The 16,095-nt window shown below is 64.3% G+C and carries 15 protein-coding genes; 12 read left to right on the top strand and 3 right to left on the bottom strand.

The features are described from left to right. Nucleotides 1–3: 3 nt before the first annotated feature. Entirely contained in the window at nt 4–678 is a 675-nt protein-coding gene (locus BCCGELA001_RS21560; RefSeq protein ID WP_060737765.1) for a uracil-DNA glycosylase, read from the bottom strand. Further along, the gene (locus BCCGELA001_RS21555; RefSeq protein WP_060736267.1) at nt 659–1,303 is read right to left on the bottom strand and encodes a LabA-like NYN domain-containing protein; all 645 of its coding nucleotides are present in this window, start codon (nt 1,301–1,303) and stop codon (nt 659–661) included. Before BCCGELA001_RS21555 ends, BCCGELA001_RS21560 begins: the two co-directional genes overlap by 20 nt. A 328-nt stretch (nt 1,304–1,631) precedes the next feature. On the opposite strand from BCCGELA001_RS21555, the gene rpoZ reads away from it, so the two are divergent. The 8 genes from rpoZ to BCCGELA001_RS21515 all read left to right on the top strand — a co-directional run bounded on the left by rpoZ (nt 1,632) and on the right by BCCGELA001_RS21515 (nt 8,940). Beyond that, the gene (rpoZ, locus tag BCCGELA001_RS21550) at nt 1,632–2,024 is read left to right on the top strand and encodes a DNA-directed RNA polymerase subunit omega (protein ID WP_007603391.1); all 393 of its coding nucleotides are present in this window, start codon (nt 1,632–1,634) and stop codon (nt 2,022–2,024) included. A gap of 204 nt (nt 2,025–2,228) precedes the next feature. Then, on the top strand, nt 2,229–4,514 hold the full coding sequence (locus BCCGELA001_RS21545) for a RelA/SpoT family protein (protein WP_060736266.1): 2,286 nt from the start codon (nt 2,229–2,231) through the stop codon (nt 4,512–4,514). Nucleotides 4,515–4,622: 108 nt separating this feature from the next. After that, a complete protein-coding gene (locus BCCGELA001_RS21540; RefSeq protein ID WP_060736265.1) occupies nt 4,623–5,375 on the top strand; it encodes a pyridoxine 5'-phosphate synthase in 753 nt (250 codons plus the stop codon). After that, on the top strand, nt 5,372–5,791 hold the full coding sequence (gene acpS, locus BCCGELA001_RS21535; protein WP_008548285.1) for a holo-ACP synthase: 420 nt from the start codon (nt 5,372–5,374) through the stop codon (nt 5,789–5,791). The genes BCCGELA001_RS21540 and acpS overlap by 4 nt, the downstream gene beginning before the upstream one ends. A 248-nt stretch (nt 5,792–6,039) precedes the next feature. Next, nucleotides 6,040–6,804 (top strand): signal peptidase I, encoded by a 765-nt coding sequence (lepB, locus tag BCCGELA001_RS21530; RefSeq protein WP_008548283.1) that lies wholly within the window; start codon nt 6,040–6,042, stop codon nt 6,802–6,804. Continuing rightward, on the top strand, nt 6,801–7,622 hold the full coding sequence (rnc, locus tag BCCGELA001_RS21525) for a ribonuclease III (protein WP_060736264.1): 822 nt from the start codon (nt 6,801–6,803) through the stop codon (nt 7,620–7,622). Before lepB ends, rnc begins: the two co-directional genes overlap by 4 nt. Continuing rightward, entirely contained in the window at nt 7,612–8,538 is a 927-nt protein-coding gene (gene era / locus BCCGELA001_RS21520; protein ID WP_008548268.1) for a GTPase Era, read from the top strand. The genes rnc and era overlap by 11 nt, the downstream gene beginning before the upstream one ends. Before the next feature lie 21 nt (nt 8,539–8,559). Continuing rightward, nucleotides 8,560–8,940, top strand: coding sequence for a hypothetical protein (locus BCCGELA001_RS21515; RefSeq protein WP_008548266.1), 381 nt, complete (start codon nt 8,560–8,562; stop codon nt 8,938–8,940). Between the two features lie 91 nt (nt 8,941–9,031). On the opposite strand, the gene BCCGELA001_RS21510 is transcribed toward BCCGELA001_RS21515, so the two are convergent. Next, nucleotides 9,032–9,337 carry a hypothetical protein gene (locus BCCGELA001_RS21510; RefSeq protein WP_008548265.1) on the bottom strand — a complete coding sequence of 102 codons (306 nt, stop codon included), beginning with the start codon at nt 9,335–9,337 and terminating at the stop codon, nt 9,032–9,034. 58 nt (nt 9,338–9,395) lie between these two features. Between BCCGELA001_RS21510 and recO the strand changes: the two genes are divergently transcribed. The 4 genes from recO (at nt 9,396) to BCCGELA001_RS21490 (ending at nt 14,731) form a co-directional block, all read left to right on the top strand. Next, nucleotides 9,396–10,148, top strand: coding sequence for a DNA repair protein RecO (gene recO / locus BCCGELA001_RS21505; protein ID WP_008548263.1), 753 nt, complete (start codon nt 9,396–9,398; stop codon nt 10,146–10,148). 101 nt (nt 10,149–10,249) lie between these two features. Then, entirely contained in the window at nt 10,250–10,537 is a 288-nt protein-coding gene (locus tag BCCGELA001_RS21500) for a hypothetical protein (protein ID WP_008548261.1), read from the top strand. Between the two features lie 60 nt (nt 10,538–10,597). After that, a complete protein-coding gene (gene parC, locus BCCGELA001_RS21495) occupies nt 10,598–12,856 on the top strand; it encodes a DNA topoisomerase IV subunit A (RefSeq protein ID WP_060736263.1) in 2,259 nt (752 codons plus the stop codon). A gap of 330 nt (nt 12,857–13,186) precedes the next feature. After that, a complete protein-coding gene (locus tag BCCGELA001_RS21490) occupies nt 13,187–14,731 on the top strand; it encodes a GMC family oxidoreductase (protein WP_008548249.1) in 1,545 nt (514 codons plus the stop codon). Nucleotides 14,732–16,095 lie beyond the last annotated feature (1,364 nt).

Genomic DNA, 16,095 nt, shown 5'->3' with positions numbered 1-16,095 from the left:
GACCTAATCGAGATCCGCCTTCACCTTCGCGAACACGGACCGGAACATGTCCGGCGTCAGCACGCCGGTGTTCGTATTGTAGCGGGAGCAGTGATAGCTGTCGTAGAGCCTGAAGGCGCCGGCCTGATGCACCGCGCCGTGGCCGAAGGGAGCCTGAGAGGCCTTCAGCTTGAGCGGCTTGAGCACGCTGTCATGCGCAATCCGCCCGAGCGCCACGATCGCGCGCAGCTTGGGCATCGTCTCCAGATTAGCGACGAGAAACTGGCGGCATGTGGTGATCTCGACCGGCAGCGGCTTGTTCTGCGGCGGAACGCAATGCACGGCATTGGCGATGCGGCAATCGACCAGCTTCAGGCTGTCATCGGGCCGCGCTTGATAGGTACCCTTGGCAAACCCGTATTCGAGCAGCGTGGCGTAGAGCAGGTCGCCGGCATAGTCGCCGGTGAAGGGGCGGCCGGTGCGGTTGGCTCCCTGCATGCCCGGCGCGAGGCCGACGATCAGCAGGCGCGCACGGATGTCGCCGAACGGCGCAACCGGCGCGTTGTGCCACAACGGCTCACGCGCGCGGTTCGCCCCACGAAAGGCGACCAGGCGCGGACAGAGCGGACAGTCACGGTCGGGGATGAGGGTGGGGGTCTGGCGTCTTGGCCGGGCCGCCTCACTCCTCGAAGTCGTCATCACCCCTCGGCGCCACGGTCGTTGCGCGCTGGAGGAATTGCGGGGCGTGGTGGCGTTCACCACGCTCGCCGCGGTCGCGCGGGGCGGGGCGTTCGGACGGGTCGCGGCCGAGCTTGGATTGCAGCTCGACGAGATCGGTGAAGACGTCGGCTTGGCGGCGCAGCTCGTCGGCGATCATTGGCGGCTGGCTGGCGATGGTGGAGACCACGGTGACCCGCACGCCGCGACGCTGGACGGCCTCGACCAGGGACCGGAAGTCGCCGTCACCCGAGAACAGCACCATCTGATCGATATGCTCGGCGAGCTCCATGGCATCCACGGCGAGCTCGATGTCCATGTTGCCCTTGACCTTGCGGCGTCCGGAGGCGTCGATGAATTCCTTGGTCGCCTTGGTGACGACGGTGTAGCCGTTGTAGTCCAGCCAATCGATCAACGGACGAATCGAGGAATACTCCTGATCCTCGATGATCGCGGTGTAGTAGAACGCCCGCAACAACGTCCCGCGGCTCTGAAATTCCTTCAGCAGGCGCTTGTAATCAATATCGAAGCCAAGCGTTTTCGCCGTCGCGTAGAGATTGGCCCCATCGATGAAGAGCGCGATCTTGTTGGTAGGGGAAAGTGACATTCAGTTTGCTCGCGTAGTGTGTCGTGATTGATCGTTTATTGTTGGCGCGCGGCGGCAAGCCACGCACGTCAGAGTGCTGCCGAAACCCGTCGAAACCGCAAATCCGGAGAAGTCGGGGCAATCAAGGTATAGTTATGGCGAACTTGCATAGACCCTGTGCTACCTTCGATGGCAGCCCGGGAAACCACCCATCCCAGTCCCAATGTGGGGGTAGCAGAGCCGTTTGGCGAGGCCAAATCACAAATTGGCCTTGCGAAATCGGCACCGTCCCTATAACTAGCCCCGATCATCCACATATTTCGTCCCACCCACAACGGAGCGACAGTCCATGGCTCGCGTCACCGTAGAAGATTGTATCGACAAGGTCGACAACCGGTTTGACCTGGTCCTGCTGGCCGCCCACCGTGCCCGCATGATTTCGTCCGGTTCACAACTAACGGTTGACCGAGATAACGACAAGAACCCTGTTGTGTCTCTGCGCGAAATTGCGGAAACGACCATCTCGCCGGAGGACCTCCGCGAGGAGCTGGTGCACTCGCTCCAGAAGTTCGTCGAGGTCGACGAGCCCGAGCCCGATACGGTGCCGCTGATCGGTTCCGCCGGCGCGAGCGTCGATGCAGATGACACCGAGGTCGCCGTCGAGCGCATGACCGAAGAGGAGCTCCTGAAGGGTCTCGAAGGCCTCGCGCCGCCGGAGGAGCAGCCGGAGGAGGACGAGTAATCGTCCCGTCGCAATCATCGACTGCTTGTGATCTTATCGAGGCCCGAACCGTTGTTCGGGCCTTTGCTTTTGTTGGCGTTTTCGTGGTTACCATAGTGTCGTCGGTTCGCGCTGGCCTGTCACTGAATTGATCGGACACGCGCAGGATCGACGCTAAGATGTGTGCAACGGGCCGTCTCCTGGCCCGTTTAGAGGCAGGACGGCATGGTTTATCGGCGCCGCAGATCCACGCAGATGCAGGCCGCAACCGAATCGGTTGCCGTGGCCCCGACTGCGCCGGTTGTACGCCCGGCCAAGCCCCGCGCGCGGATGATGCGTCAATATGACCTCGTCGAGCGCGTCAGGTCCTACAATCCCAACACCAACGAAGACCTGCTGAACCGCGCCTATGTCTACGCCATGAAGGCGCATGGCTCGCAGACCCGCGCCTCGGGCGATCCGTATTTCTCGCATCCGCTCGAAGTGGCGGCGATCCTCACCGACCTCAAGCTCGACGACGCCACCATCGTGGCCGCGCTGCTGCACGACACGATCGAGGACACCGAGGCGACGCGGGCCGAGATCGACCAGATCTTCGGGCCCGAGATCGGCGCGCTGGTCGAGGGGCTGACCAAGCTGAAGCGGCTGGAGCTGGTATCTCGGGAGGCCAAGCAGGCCGAGAACCTGCGCAAATTGTTGCTGGCCATTGCCGACGATGTCCGTGTGCTTCTGGTCAAGCTCGCCGATCGCCTGCACAACATGCGCACGCTGGATTTCGTCCCGACGGAATCGCGCAGGCGCATCGCCGAAGAGACGCTCGACATCTATGCGCCGCTGGCGGGGCGCATGGGCATGCAGGAGATGCGCGAGGAGCTGGAGGATCTGTCCTTCCGCACCCTCGATCCCGAAGCCTATTCGGTGGTGATGCAGCGGCTCGACGCGCTGGCCGAGCGCAACCGCAATCTGATTGGCGAGATCGAGGACCAGCTCTCCAACAATCTGCGGCACCGCGGTCTGGGCGCGCGGGTCTATGGCCGCCGCAAGAAGCCATTCTCGATCTGGACCAAGATGGAGCGCAAGTCGGTCGGCTTCGAGCAATTGTCCGACATCTTCGGCTTCCGCCTCGTCGTCAACGACATTGAGGCCTGCTATCGCGCGCTCGGCATCGTCCACACCACCTGGCCGGTCGTGCCCGGGCGCTTCAAGGACTACATCTCGACGCCGAAGCAGAACGACTATCGCTCGATCCACACCACGGTGATCGGTCCCGGCAACCAGCGCGTCGAGCTCCAGATCCGCACCGAGGCGATGGACCAGATCGCCGAGCGCGGCATCGCCGCGCACGTGTTTTACAAGGAAGGCGTGGGCTCACCGACCGAATTCCTCAAGCGCGAATCCAACGCGTTCGCCTGGCTGCGCCACACCATCGGCATCCTCTCCGAGAGCGCCAATCCCGAGGAATTCCTCGAGCACACCAAGCTCGAGCTGTTCCACGACCAGGTGTTCTGCTTCACCCCGAAGGGCAAGCTGATCGCGTTGCCGCGCCATGCCAACGTGATCGACTTCGCCTATGCCGTGCATACCGACGTCGGCAACAGCGCGGTCGGCTGCAAGATCAACGGCAAGTTCGCGCCGCTGTCCTCGGAGCTCCAGAACGGCGACGAGGTCGAGGTGCTGACCTCGGAAGCGCAATCGGCGCCGCCGTCGGCCTGGGAGACGCTGGCAATCACCGGCAAGGCACGGGCCGCGATCCGCCGCGCCACGCGCACTGCCGTGCGCGATCAATATGCCGGGCTCGGCCGGCGCATCGTCGAGCGTCTGTTCGAGCGCGCCAAGATCGAATACGCCGACGACAAGCTCAAGGGCGCGCTGCCGCGGCTTGCACGCACCTCGATCGACGACGTGATGGCGGCGGTCGGCCGCGGCGAGATCAAGGCCTCCAACGTCGCGCGCGCGATGTATCCCGACTACAAGGAGGAGCGCATCGCACGCTACGGCGCCAAGAAGGGGCTCGCCGCCAAGCTCAAGGAGAAATCCTCGGAGCCGTCACGCAGTCCGGTCGTGATCCCGATCCGCGGCATCAATTCCGACCTTCCGGTGAAGTTCGCGCCGAATGGCGGCGCCGTGCCCGGCGACCGCATCGTCGGCATCGTCACGCCGGGCGAGGGCATCACGATCTATCCGATCCAGGCGCCGGCCCTGAAGGATTTCGAGGAGGAGCCGGAGCGCTGGCTGGATGTGCGCTGGGACATCGAGGATTCCGCACCGCAGCGCTTCCCCGCCCGCATCAAGGTCGAGAACGTCAACGAGCCCGGCGCGCTGGCGCAGATCGCCACCGTGATCGCCGAGCACGACGGCAACATCGACAATATCAGCATGCAGCGCCGCTCGCCTGACTTCACGGAAACGACGATCGATCTCGAAGTCTATGATCTGAAGCATCTGAGCGCGATCCTGGCCCAGCTGCGTGCGAAAGCGGTCGTCGCCAAAGTCGAACGTGTTAATGGATGAAGTTCGTCGTTGCCGGGATTGATCCGGCAGCCCATCTCTCAAAAAAGATGGATGCGCGGGTCGAGCCGCGCATGACGAGTTGGGAAATGTCACTTCGCGAGCCCTGAAATGCCTGCATCTCCGCTCCGCCTCGGCGTCAATGTCGACCATGTCGCGACCCTGCGCAACGCGCGCGGCGGCCGCAATCCGGACCCGGTGCGGGCCGCGCTGCTCGCGATCGACGCCGGTGCCGACGGCATCACCGCGCATCTGCGCGAGGACCGCCGCCACATCCGCGATGAGGACATGGCGCGGCTGAAGGCCGAGATTTCCAAGCCGCTCAATTTCGAGATGGCGGCGACCGACGACATGATGCGCATCTCGCTCGCCACCAAGCCGCACGCGGTGTGTCTGGTGCCGGAGCGCCGTCAGGAGGTGACGACCGAGGGCGGGCTGGACGTGGTCGGCCAGCACAACGCGCTGGCGCCGTATATCGCGCGGCTGAACGACGCCGGCATTCGCGTCTCGCTGTTCATCGCCGCCGACCCCGCGCAGATCGAGATGGCGGCGCGGCTGCGCGCGCCCGTGATCGAGATCCACACCGGCGCCTGGTGCGACGCCGTCGTCGACGGTCACACCGACAAAGCGGAAGCTGAATGGCAGCGGATCGCGGCGGGAGCAAAGCTTGCCAAGGCAGCCGGGCTGGAGGTCCATGCCGGGCACGGGCTCGACTATGCGACGGCGGAGACCATCGCGGCCCTGCCTGAGATCATGGAGCTCAACATCGGCTACTACATGATCGGCGAGGCGCTGTTCGTGGGGCTGGCCGAGACCGTACGCAGGATGCGGGCGGCGATGGATCGCGGGCGGAGCCGGGCATGATCATCGGCATCGGCTCCGACCTGATCGACATCACCCGCGTCGCCAAGGTGATGGAGCGCCACGGCGAGCGCTTCCTCGACCGCATCTTCACCCCGGCCGAGCGGGCCAAGGCCGAGCGGCGCGCCAAGAACGAGAAGATGGTGGTGGCAACCTACGCCAAGCGCTTCGCCGCCAAGGAGGCCTGCTCCAAGGCGCTCGGCACCGGGATCCGGCGCGGCGTCTGGTGGCGCGACATGGGGGTGGTCAACCTGCCGGGAGGGCGCCCGACCATGCAACTGACCGGCGGCGCTTTGGCCCGGCTTCAGGCCCTGACGCCGGAGGGATTCGAGGCCCGGATCGACGTTTCGATCACCGACGACTGGCCGCTCGCGCAGGCCTTCGTCATCATTTCGGCCGTCCCGCTCGCCAAGCCCTGACGGCGTCAGGAAGGATCATAATTCGCATGAAATACCAGTATCTTAGGCGGTTTTGATGCGATCATTGATTGCGTGGTGTCCGACAACCGTCTAAAAGTCCGCGGACGCAAATCAGGCTGGGTAAATTCGGCTTTACGCCGGAATTGGCCCTCATTATCAGAATCAGGACAATCTCCTTGGACCGCGAACCGATGGGCTATTCGCGGGAGGAGGGCGCTCTGTGACCGCCGGCTGGAATTGAGAGAGCAATGAGCGTGACTTCGGGAACGAAAACTGAGAGCGGCGTCGGCGAAACGATCCGGGTCGTGATCCATGCTCTGTTGATCGCGCTGGTGATCCGCACGTTCCTGTTCCAGCCCTTCAACATCCCGTCCGGCTCGATGAAGGCAACGCTGCTGGTCGGAGACTATCTGTTCGTCTCGAAATACTCCTACGGCTATAGCCACTACTCGATCCCGCTTTCGCCGAACCTGTTTTCCGGGCGGATCTGGGGCTCGGACCCGAACCGCGGCGACATCGTGGTCTTTCGCCTGCCCAAGGACGATTCCACCGACTACATCAAGCGCGTGATCGGCCTTCCCGGCGACCGCATCCAGATGCGCGACGGTCTGCTCTACATCAACGATGCCCCGGTCGAGCGGCAGCGCATGAGCGAGTTCGTCGGCGAGGACCCGTGCGGCTCCGAGGGCGGCGGCATCTCCCGGGTGAAGCGCTGGAAGGAGACGCTGCCGAACGGCGTGTCCTACGAGACGCTGGACTGCGCCGACAACGGCTACATGGACAACACCAACGTCTACAACGTGCCGCCCGGCCACTTCTTCATGATGGGCGACAACCGCGACAACTCGACCGATAGCCGCTTTCTCGGCCAGGTCGGCTATGTGCCGCAGGAGAATCTGATCGGCCGCGCCCAGATGATCTTCTTCTCCATCGCCGAAGGCGAGCACGCCTGGATGTTCTGGCGCTGGCCGTGGTCGGTGCGCTGGAATCGTTTCTTCAATATCGTCCGATGAAAGACGAAGCCAAGGACATCGCGATCCAATCGACCGAGGCGCAAGCCGCTCCCGAGAGCGAAGCTGCACCGAAGGCGCCTGCGAAGAAGAAGCGGGCGCGGAGCAGCAAGGCCAAGGGTACCGATGCGAATGCCGCGCTCGAGGCGCGCATCGGCCACAAGTTCGCCGATCCGAACCTCCTGATGCAGGCGATCACCCATGTCTCGGCGCTGAAGTCGGGACGCAAGCGCGGCGACAGCTATCAGCGGCTGGAATTCCTAGGCGACCACGTGCTGGGCCTCGTCGTCTCCGACATGCTCTATCACGCCTATCCAAGCGCCGATGAGGGCGAGCTGTCCAAGCGCCTTGCCGAACTCGTGCGCAAGGAGAGCTGCGCCGACGTCGCCAAGTCGCTCGGACTGCTCGACGACATCAAGCTCGGTTCGGTCGGGTCCAGCGCCGATGCCCGCCTGCGCAAATCCATCCTCGGCGACATCTGCGAGGCCGTGATCGGCGCGATCTTCCTGGACGGCGGCCACGCGGCGGCAGCCGAATTCGTCAAGCGTAACTGGACCGAGCGCATGCACAAGCCGCGTCGGCCCTTGCGCGACCCCAAGACCGTGCTGCAGGAATGGGCACAAGGCAAAGGACTGCCGACGCCGGTTTATCGCGAGGTCGAGCGCACCGGCCCGCACCACGATCCGCAGTTCCGCGTGGCGGTGGACCTGCCGGGACTGGCTCCGGCCGAAGGCATCGGCGGGAGCAAGCGCGCGGCTGAGAAGGTGGCGGCATCAGTGATGATCGAACGCGAAGGCGTTGGCGGCGGCAATGACGGCTGAAGCAAGCGGCGAGGCGCCCACCGCAACGCGCTGCGGTTTCGTTGCGCTGATCGGCGCGCCCAATGTCGGCAAGTCCACACTGGTCAATGCGCTGGTCGGCGCCAAGGTCACGATCGTCTCGCGCAAGGTGCAGACCACGCGCGCGTTGATCCGCGGCATCGTGATCGAGAACAACGCGCAGATCATCCTGGTCGACACGCCCGGCATCTTCCTGCCCAAGCGCCGGCTCGACCGCGCCATGGTCTCGACCGCCTGGAGCGGGGCGCATGATGCCGACCTCGTCTGCGTGCTGCTCGATGCCAAGACCGGCATCGACGAGGAGGCCGAGGCGATCCTCGCCAAGGCGGCCAGCGTCAATCACGACAAGATCCTCGTCATCAACAAGGTCGACCTGGTCCAGCGCGAGAAGCTGCTGGCGCTGGCGCAGGCCGCCAACGAACGAATGAAGTTCGCTCGGACCTTCATGATCGCGGCAATCTCGGGCGACGGCGTCGACGACATCCGCACGACGCTTTCGGAGATGGTGCCGCCGGGCCCCTTCCTCTATCCCGAGGACCAGATGTCCGACGCGCCGATGCGGCAGCTGGCGGCCGAGATCACGCGCGAGAAGATCTATCAGAAGCTGCACCAGGAATTGCCCTACCAGTCCACGGTCGAGACCGACAAGTGGGAGGAGCGCAAGGACAAGTCGGTGCGCATCGAGCAGACGATCTTCGTCGAGCGCGAGAGCCAGCGCAAGATCGTGCTTGGCAAGGGCGGCGCCACCATCAAGTCGATCGGCGCGGATTCGCGCAAGGAGCTGACGCAGATCCTCGATGTGCCGGTGCATCTGTTCCTGTTCGTCAAGGTGCGCGAGAACTGGGGCGACGATCCCGACCGCTATCGCGAGATGGGGCTGGACTTCCCCAAGGAATAACCAAGAAAAGATCGGTATCCGATGAGCGTGCCCAGCAACGTCCGGCGCTTCGAAGCGCTGCTCTATGCATCGTTGATGCTGGATGCCCTGTCGGTCGCGGTGCAGGACCGCACGCCCAATGCCGAGATGACCGAGCAGATGATCATGATGGCGACCCTGCTCGCCGGCGGCATGATCCTGCTGCTGGTCTATTTCGTCCGGTTGGCCGCGCATCACCGCAAGAATTGGCCGCGCTGGGTGCTGGCGGCGGCGCTCGTGCTGTCGGTGATGTCGCTCGGCCAGATCATCGGCGCAAAGGGCTTGGAGCTCGACAGCGCCATCGAGATCGTTTCCTGTGCGCTGACCACGATGGGCCTGTATTACTCCTTCACTGGCGACGCGCAGGGTTGGTTCGACGCGTGAGATCTTGCGCGGTGCCGTAGGGCGGATCAGCGAAGCGTAATCCGCCATCCCAGTGGACAACTTGGCGGATTACGCCTTCGGCTAATCCGCCCTACAATCGGTAAGCGTGGACAATTAACACCGCGCCTATGATGAGCGTCCAGATCACGAAGCCTACGACGACGCCGAGCGCCGGCGACAGGATCATCCGGCCTTCGTTCGTACGCGTGACCTGCAAGAGGCCTGTCCAGCCGACCCGGATCATGCTCTTGGGGAATGCGACGGTGATCCTGCCGAAGGTGGCTGCATAGAGCAGGGCGAGGGCGGTGAAATAGAAAAAGGTCGGCAAGGCCTCCCAGACGATCCAGAACACCAGCTCGAGAATGAGCGCGATCAAGTCGGAAATGATGCTGGCCATCGTGATTCCAGGCGTGTCCGAACTTCTGCGTCAAGGCATATAGCGCTATATATAGCACATGGAATGGACCGACGAAGGCATCGTGCTGGGCGTGAGGCGACATGGCGAATCCAGCGCCATCGTCGAGCTGCTGACGCGCGCGCACGGCCGGCATCTCGGGCTCGTCCGCGGCGGCGCCGGTTCGCGGATGCGGCCGCTCTTGCAGCCCGGCAACAGCGTCGGTGCGGTGTGGCGGGCGCGGCTCGATGAGCATCTCGGCACCTACGCCATTGAAGGGCTGAAACTGCGTGCGGCGACGCTGCTGGCGTCCTCGCACGGCGTCTACGGCGTCACCCATCTCGCGTCGATTGCGCGGCTCCTGCCCGAGCGCGATCCGCACGAGGAGATTTTCGCGCAGCTCGAACATGCGCTCGACGATTTCGACGATATTGGCGGCGCCGCCGTGCATGTCATCCATTTCGAGCTGGCGATGCTCGCCGAGCTCGGCTTCGGCCTGGCGCTGGAGAATTGCGCTGTCACCGGCGAGACCACGGACCTGATCTATGTCTCGCCGAAATCCGGCGGCGCGGTGTCGCGCGGCGCGGGCGAGCCATGGCACGACCGGCTGTTGCGGCTGCCGCCGTTCCTGCGCCAAAGCGAGGTGCACACCGACCTCACGGAGCAGGATCTCCAGGATGGCTTTCGGCTCACCGGCCTGTTCCTGCTGCGCCATGTGCTGGAGCCGCGCGGGCAGGGCCATTCCGACGCACGGGCAGGCTTCATCAACGCCTTGATGCGGCAGCAGGCGAAAGCCGCGATACCGGCGCCATGACTTGAGCGCGTCTCTGCCTTGTCCCTCGACATGGAGTTCCCGGGAACGAAATCCGTCCGAGCGGACTTGGGTCCTGTGGTTCCACAACGGGGACAGCCCAGATGTTGATCAGGGGATTCGCCTTGTCTGCGGCGCTGCTGACGTTTGCGCCTGATGCAATGGCCGGCGAGCCGCAACCCGGCGTGTTTCGCCGGGCATCCTGCACGGTGGTCCGGTACTATGTGGCCAAATATTCCGCTGCAGCCGCCGAGGCATGGGCACGCTCCCATGGCGCGACCGAGGCCGAGATCGAGACCGCGCGCCGCTGCGTGACCAACGCGCCGGCCCCGGCTCAGGCGCCTGGGCAGGCGAAGACCCCGCCTGTGACAGCCGGTTGGGCGGGCCACTAGACCGCCCACAGGGAACATTCGATCCTTGCCCGATTCGCTTCCACGGTTTAACCGGGCGGCATGGGAAAACGAATCGTTCCGCCGGAAGAACCGGCCGAAATTCACGAGGTGCCGCTGCGTGAAGCGCTGGAAGAGCGCTATCTCGCCTATGCGCTCTCCACCATCATGCACCGCGCGCTGCCCGACGCGCGCGATGGCCTGAAGCCGGTCCACCGCCGCATCCTCTACGGCATGCGCCTGCTTCGGCTCGACCCGGGCACGGCCTTCAAGAAGTCGGCCAAGATCGTCGGCGACGTGATGGGCTCGTTCCATCCGCATGGCGACCAGGCGATCTACGACGCCATGGTCCGCCTGGCGCAGGACTTCTCCTCGCGCTATCCGCTGGTCGACGGCCAGGGCAATTTCGGCAATATCGACGGCGATAACCCCGCCGCCTACCGCTACACCGAAGCGCGCATGACCGACGTCGCGCGGCTGCTGCTCGAGGGCATCGACGAGGACGGCGTCGAATTCCGCGCCAATTACGACGGCCAGTCGAAGGAGCCGGTGGTGCTGCCCGGCGGCTTCCCGAACCTGCTCGCCAACGGCGCGCAGGGCATCGCGGTCGGCATGGCGACCTCGATCCCGCCGCACAACGCGGCCGAGCTGTGCGACGCCGCGCTGCATCTGATCGAGAAGCCCGACGCGAAGTCCAAGGCGCTGTTGAAATGGGTCAAGGGCCCGGACTTCCCGACCGGCGGCATCATCGTCGATTCCAAGCAGGCCATCGCTGAAGCCTACACCACCGGCCGCGGCTCGTTCCGCGTTCGTGCGCGGTGGGAGCAGGAGGAGGGCGCACGCGGCACCTGGGTCGTCGTCGTCACCGAGATCCCGTTCCTTGTGCAGAAGTCGCGCCTGATCGAGCGGGTTGCCGAGCTGCTGGACCAGAAGAAGCTGCCGCTGGTCGGCGACATCAGGGACGAGTCGGCCGAAGACGTCCGCATCGTCATCGAGCCGAAGTCGAAGAATGTCGATCCCGCCCTGATGATGGAATCGTTGTTCCGGCTGACCGAGCTCGAAAACAAGATTCCGTTGAACCTGAACGTGCTGGTCAAGGGCCGCATTCCCAAGGTAGTCGGCCTTGCCGAAGCCTTGCGCGAATGGCTCGACCATCTGCGCGACGTTCTGGTTCGCCGCAGCAACTACCGCAAGGCGCAGATCGAGCATCGGCTCGAAATCCTCGGCGGCTTGCTGATCGCGTATCTGAACATCGACAAGGTGATCAAGATCATCCGCACCGAGGATGAGCCGAAGCCGGCTTTGATCAAGGCGTTCAAGCTCACCGAAGTGCAGGCCGAAGCCATCCTCAACATGCGGCTGCGCTCCTTGCGCAAGCTCGAGGAGATGGAGATCCGCACCGAAGATGCCGATCTACGCAAGGAGCTGAAGGGCATCGAAGGGCTGCTCGCCTCCGAATCCCAGCAGTGGAAGAAGGTCGGCGAGCAGGTCGGCAAGGTCCGCGACATGTTCGGGCCGAAGACGCCGCTCGGCAAGCGCCGTACCACCTTTGCCGACGCGCCCGAGCACGATCTCGCCGCGATGGAGGAAGCCCTGGTCGAGCGCGAGCCGGTGACCGTGGTGGTCTCCGACAAGGGCTGGATCCGCACCATGAAGGGCCATGTCGAGGATCTCTCGGGGCTCGCCTTCAAGCAGGACGACAAGCTCGGCTTCGCCTTCTTCGCCGAGACCACCTCGAAGCTGCTGCTGTTTGCCACCAACGGCAAGTTCTACTCGCTCGATGTCGCCAAGCTTCCGGGCGGCCGCGGCCATGGCGAGCCGATCCGCCTGTTCATCGACCTCGAGCAGGAGGCCGCGCCTGTCGCGCTGTTCGTGCACAAGGGCGGACGCAAATTCCTGGTCGCGAGCCATGAGGGTCAGGGCTTCATCGTCAACGAGGACGATTGCGTCGGCACCACCAAGAAGGGCAAGCAGGTCCTCAACGTCGACATGCCGAACGAGGCGCGCGCGATCACCGAAGTGCTCGGCGACACCGTCGCGGTCATCGGCGACAACCGCAAGATGCTGGTCTTCCCGCTCGACCAGGTGCCGGAGATGGCCCGTGGCCGCGGCGTCCGCCTGCAGAAGTACAAGGACGGCGGCCTCTCTGATGTCGCCGTGTTCGACGCCAAGGCGGGCCTGACCTGGAAGGACTCCGCGGGCCGCGAATTCTCGGCGACCATGAAGGAGCTCGCCGAGTGGCAAGGCACCCGCGCCGACGCCGGCCGCCTGCCGCCGAAGGGCTTCCCGAAGTCGAACAAGTTCGGTCGGGGGATCGGATAGCATCCCGTGTCCCGGACGCGCTGCAGCGTGCAACGCTGCTTCGCAGAGCCGGGACCCACGCTGCAATGCAGGTGTCGTGCCCCGGCTTGACCGGGGCATCCAGTACGCGGCGGCTTCTCGGTTCAATCACACCCGTCTCGGAGTACTGGATCGCCCGGTCAAGCCGGGCGATGACACCGAATGTCTGGATTGCTTCCGCTTCGGCGGACAAGTCGCCGCGCTCGCAATGACGAGCTGCGACAGCGCCCCTCTTCAATTCGCTTTCCACCGCTCAGCGCCGTCTGATACCGTCCACAACGCCGGTGTTCTGGAATGTCGAGAAATAACGCCATGTACGATGTCATTGTTGTCGGCGGCGGCTCCGCCGGCGCTGCGGTTGCGGCCCGGCTGTCCGAAGATCCCGCAAGGCGCGTGCTGCTGCTCGAAGCAGGCCTCGACTGGCGTGCCGACGAGGCGCCATGGGAGGTGCGCACGCCAAACCCGATCCCGATCATCCACAAGCGCGAGTACCAGGAGAAATGGCAGTGGCCTGATCTCTTGTCGCGCCGCGTGGCCGGGCAGGAGCCGCGCTTCTACTGGCGCGGCAAGGGGCTCGGCGGCTCGTCGATGATGAACGGCCAGATCGCCATCCGGGGCGTCGCGGATGCCTTCGACGAATGGGCCGCCAACGGCTGCACAGGCTGGTCGGCGGGCGATGTGATGCCGCTGTTCTCCGTGATCGAGGATGATCTCGAGTTCGGCGACGCCGAGGGACATGGTCGCGGCGGACCGTTGCCGGTCTATCGGGCCCCGCCCGAGAAATGGGGGCCGATCGATCGCGGCTTGCGCGATGCGGCGCTGGCGAGCGGCTATCCCTGGTGTGCCGACCTCAATGGCGCCGACGGCGAGGGCGTTGCCTGCTATCCCATCAACAGCCGCGACAGCCGCCGCATCAGCACCAACGAGGCTTACCTCGAGCCCGCGCGCGGCCGCGCCAATCTGGAGATCCGCGGCCACGCGCTGGTGGATCGCGTGCTGATCAGCGACGGAAGGGCGACAGGCCTCCGCGTTCACATCCAAGGGCAGGGCACCCATGAGATCAGCGCGCGGCAAATCGTGCTCTGCGCCGGCGCTATCCACAGCCCGGCGATCCTGCTGCGCTCGGGCATCGGGCCGGCCGAGGAGTTGAGAGCGATGGGCATCGCGGTCGCGCGCGATTTGCCGGTGGGCAAGCACTTCTTCGATCACCCGCTGTTTCGCACCACGATCCAGCTCCACGAGAACCTGCGGCCCACCGATCCCGACACGCGCCACACCAATTGCTGCGTGACCTATTCCTCGGGCCTCGCCGACGGCGGCAAGCGCGACATGATCCTGATCGCGTTCAACCATCGCGGCATCGGCAATCCCGGCGCGATCGGCGCCGGCCTGTTCAACGCCTATTCGCGCGGCACGCTCAAGCTCGCCTCGACCGACCCGTCGGTCGATCCCGTCGTCGAGGAGAACATGCTGGCCGATCCCCGCGACATGCTGCGTATGATGGATGCGGTGAAGCGGCTCGCCGTGATCACGTCCCAGCCGGCGTTGTCTGGCATTGCCGATTGGATCCGGCTCGCAGACACAGATTTGACGCTGCCGCAGGCAGCCCGCCTGCCGGACCACGAGCTCGATGCGGTGCTGCGCCGGGAGACCGGCGACATCCAGCACGCGGCCGGCAGCTGCCGCATGAGCGGCATTGGCGACGCCGACGGCGTAGTCAATCCTGACGGCACAGTGAAGGGCATTTCCGGCCTGCGCGTCGCCGACGCCTCGATCATGCCGTCGGACTGCCGCGCTAACACGCATTTCACGACGGTGGTGATCGGGGAAGCGATCGCGCGGATGATGATGGGATAGCCCTGCTTGCTGCGAGCAGCGTCGTGGCATGGCGTTCGCGGCTTCCACATCGTCATTGCGAGCGGAGCGAAGCAATCCAGGATCTTTCCGGGGAGGGATTCTGGATTGCTTCGTCGCATCAGCGCAAAATTGCTTCGCAGTTTTGTCGCGAGCTCCTCGCAATGACGGAGCAAGGGGCGAGGGCGTCGCTCTCCATTTCGCATTTCAAACAGCAGACGCACCATCGCCTTCCCGCGGCTCGTTTCGCCCGAGTTTTGGTTCTCGCACGCCCTCGAAAAAGACAAGGGCGCAGGGAAGGCCGGGCGACGGCGGCACCCGCAAGTCCGTGCACAGTAAGAATGCACACGGGGTGGACCACAGGTGTTGCCGGTCGCCCGGCCTTCCCTGCGCGAATGGTTTTAACGGTGTCCTTCGTGCTCTCCCCGGGGAGCGATGCACTATTGTCCCCGTCGCCTTGCGGATGATCGATGCGCGTGCCGGTCGGCCGCTACATCACCGCAAGCCTTGACGCACAGACCCCGGGCGTCAGGACCACACGACTTCTCCGTCCGCGCACGTCTTCGCTGGGCCTCCGAGGGGTGGCGTGTGCTCGCCCCCGAAGCCATGCGAAGACGCTGTCAGCTCGTGTCGTCGGCGCAAAGCGATTGCTCACGACCGAAGCCGCCCTACAACGCCTGCTGCGCCCGACGCCGTCGCGTCCATCGCTGCCCGGCCCGCGGTTCGTGACGATCGCGATCCGCCCCTTGTCTCGGGCCAGGGTGCATTGTCTGTACGACAAATCCGAATTTCGGTAAAGACGTAAATTGTGGGCGGTGGGGCTTGACAGGTGCCTGGGTTGAAATGGCTGCGATGTTTTGCCCCACGGGCAATGGCCGACTGGGAGGTAGTGACGAGCACTTGTCCTCATCAACACCAGCTCTCGGTGGCAAAGCAGAAGTCTGGCAGCTGGCCGTCGTGGACGGCTTATGACCCAAAGACGACCTTCGATTGCCATCCGGGATAGGTTGCTCTATCTTTTCCATGCCATCTTTGCTTGTAGCGTTCTTGAATTTAGCTCTCGAAGAGCAAGAGGATAATCTGGCGCCGCGCTCCGAGAAGGTGTTGGCTGGAGCGGCGGTGGGCTGCTCGACCGGTGTCAGCGAGGCCTGCCGCGCCCGCTGATTATGAACTTCAGGGAGAAGAGTGCTGCATGCCTAAGGACGCCTTGTTCTTGATATTGACGGTACTTGTAAGCCTGACAGTCGTTCATGGCTCTCTTTGGATAAGAGGCATTAGACCATCGCCTCGGACGTGTTTGTGGGAACGAATGACCTTGGAAGTTTTTCCCAAGGATGATCAGCAAAGAGAATATTTGACGCAACGAC

Source organism: Bradyrhizobium sp. CCGE-LA001, assembly GCF_000296215.2.
Taxonomy (GTDB): Bacteria; Pseudomonadota; Alphaproteobacteria; order Rhizobiales; family Xanthobacteraceae; genus Bradyrhizobium.
Note: the sequence above shows the minus strand (reverse complement) of the source record. Positions and strands in the feature narration are given on the sequence as shown.

Coding starts and splice junctions, on each gene's coding strand:
- BCCGELA001_RS21560 (WP_060737765.1), bottom strand. CDS start 678: ATGACGACTTCGAGGAGTGAGGCGGCCCGGCCAAGACGCCAGACCCCC.
- BCCGELA001_RS21555 (WP_060736267.1), bottom strand. CDS start 1,303: ATGTCACTTTCCCCTACCAACAAGATCGCGCTCTTCATCGATGGGGCC.
- rpoZ (WP_007603391.1), top strand. CDS start 1,632: ATGGCTCGCGTCACCGTAGAAGATTGTATCGACAAGGTCGACAACCGG.
- BCCGELA001_RS21545 (WP_060736266.1), top strand. CDS start 2,229: ATGGTTTATCGGCGCCGCAGATCCACGCAGATGCAGGCCGCAACCGAA.
- BCCGELA001_RS21540 (WP_060736265.1), top strand. CDS start 4,623: ATGCCTGCATCTCCGCTCCGCCTCGGCGTCAATGTCGACCATGTCGCG.
- acpS (WP_008548285.1), top strand. CDS start 5,372: ATGATCATCGGCATCGGCTCCGACCTGATCGACATCACCCGCGTCGCC.
- lepB (WP_008548283.1), top strand. CDS start 6,040: ATGAGCGTGACTTCGGGAACGAAAACTGAGAGCGGCGTCGGCGAAACG.
- rnc (WP_060736264.1), top strand. CDS start 6,801: ATGAAAGACGAAGCCAAGGACATCGCGATCCAATCGACCGAGGCGCAA.
- era (WP_008548268.1), top strand. CDS start 7,612: ATGACGGCTGAAGCAAGCGGCGAGGCGCCCACCGCAACGCGCTGCGGT.
- BCCGELA001_RS21515 (WP_008548266.1), top strand. CDS start 8,560: ATGAGCGTGCCCAGCAACGTCCGGCGCTTCGAAGCGCTGCTCTATGCA.
- BCCGELA001_RS21510 (WP_008548265.1), bottom strand. CDS start 9,337: ATGGCCAGCATCATTTCCGACTTGATCGCGCTCATTCTCGAGCTGGTG.
- recO (WP_008548263.1), top strand. CDS start 9,396: ATGGAATGGACCGACGAAGGCATCGTGCTGGGCGTGAGGCGACATGGC.
- BCCGELA001_RS21500 (WP_008548261.1), top strand. CDS start 10,250: ATGTTGATCAGGGGATTCGCCTTGTCTGCGGCGCTGCTGACGTTTGCG.
- parC (WP_060736263.1), top strand. CDS start 10,598: ATGGGAAAACGAATCGTTCCGCCGGAAGAACCGGCCGAAATTCACGAG.
- BCCGELA001_RS21490 (WP_008548249.1), top strand. CDS start 13,187: ATGTACGATGTCATTGTTGTCGGCGGCGGCTCCGCCGGCGCTGCGGTT.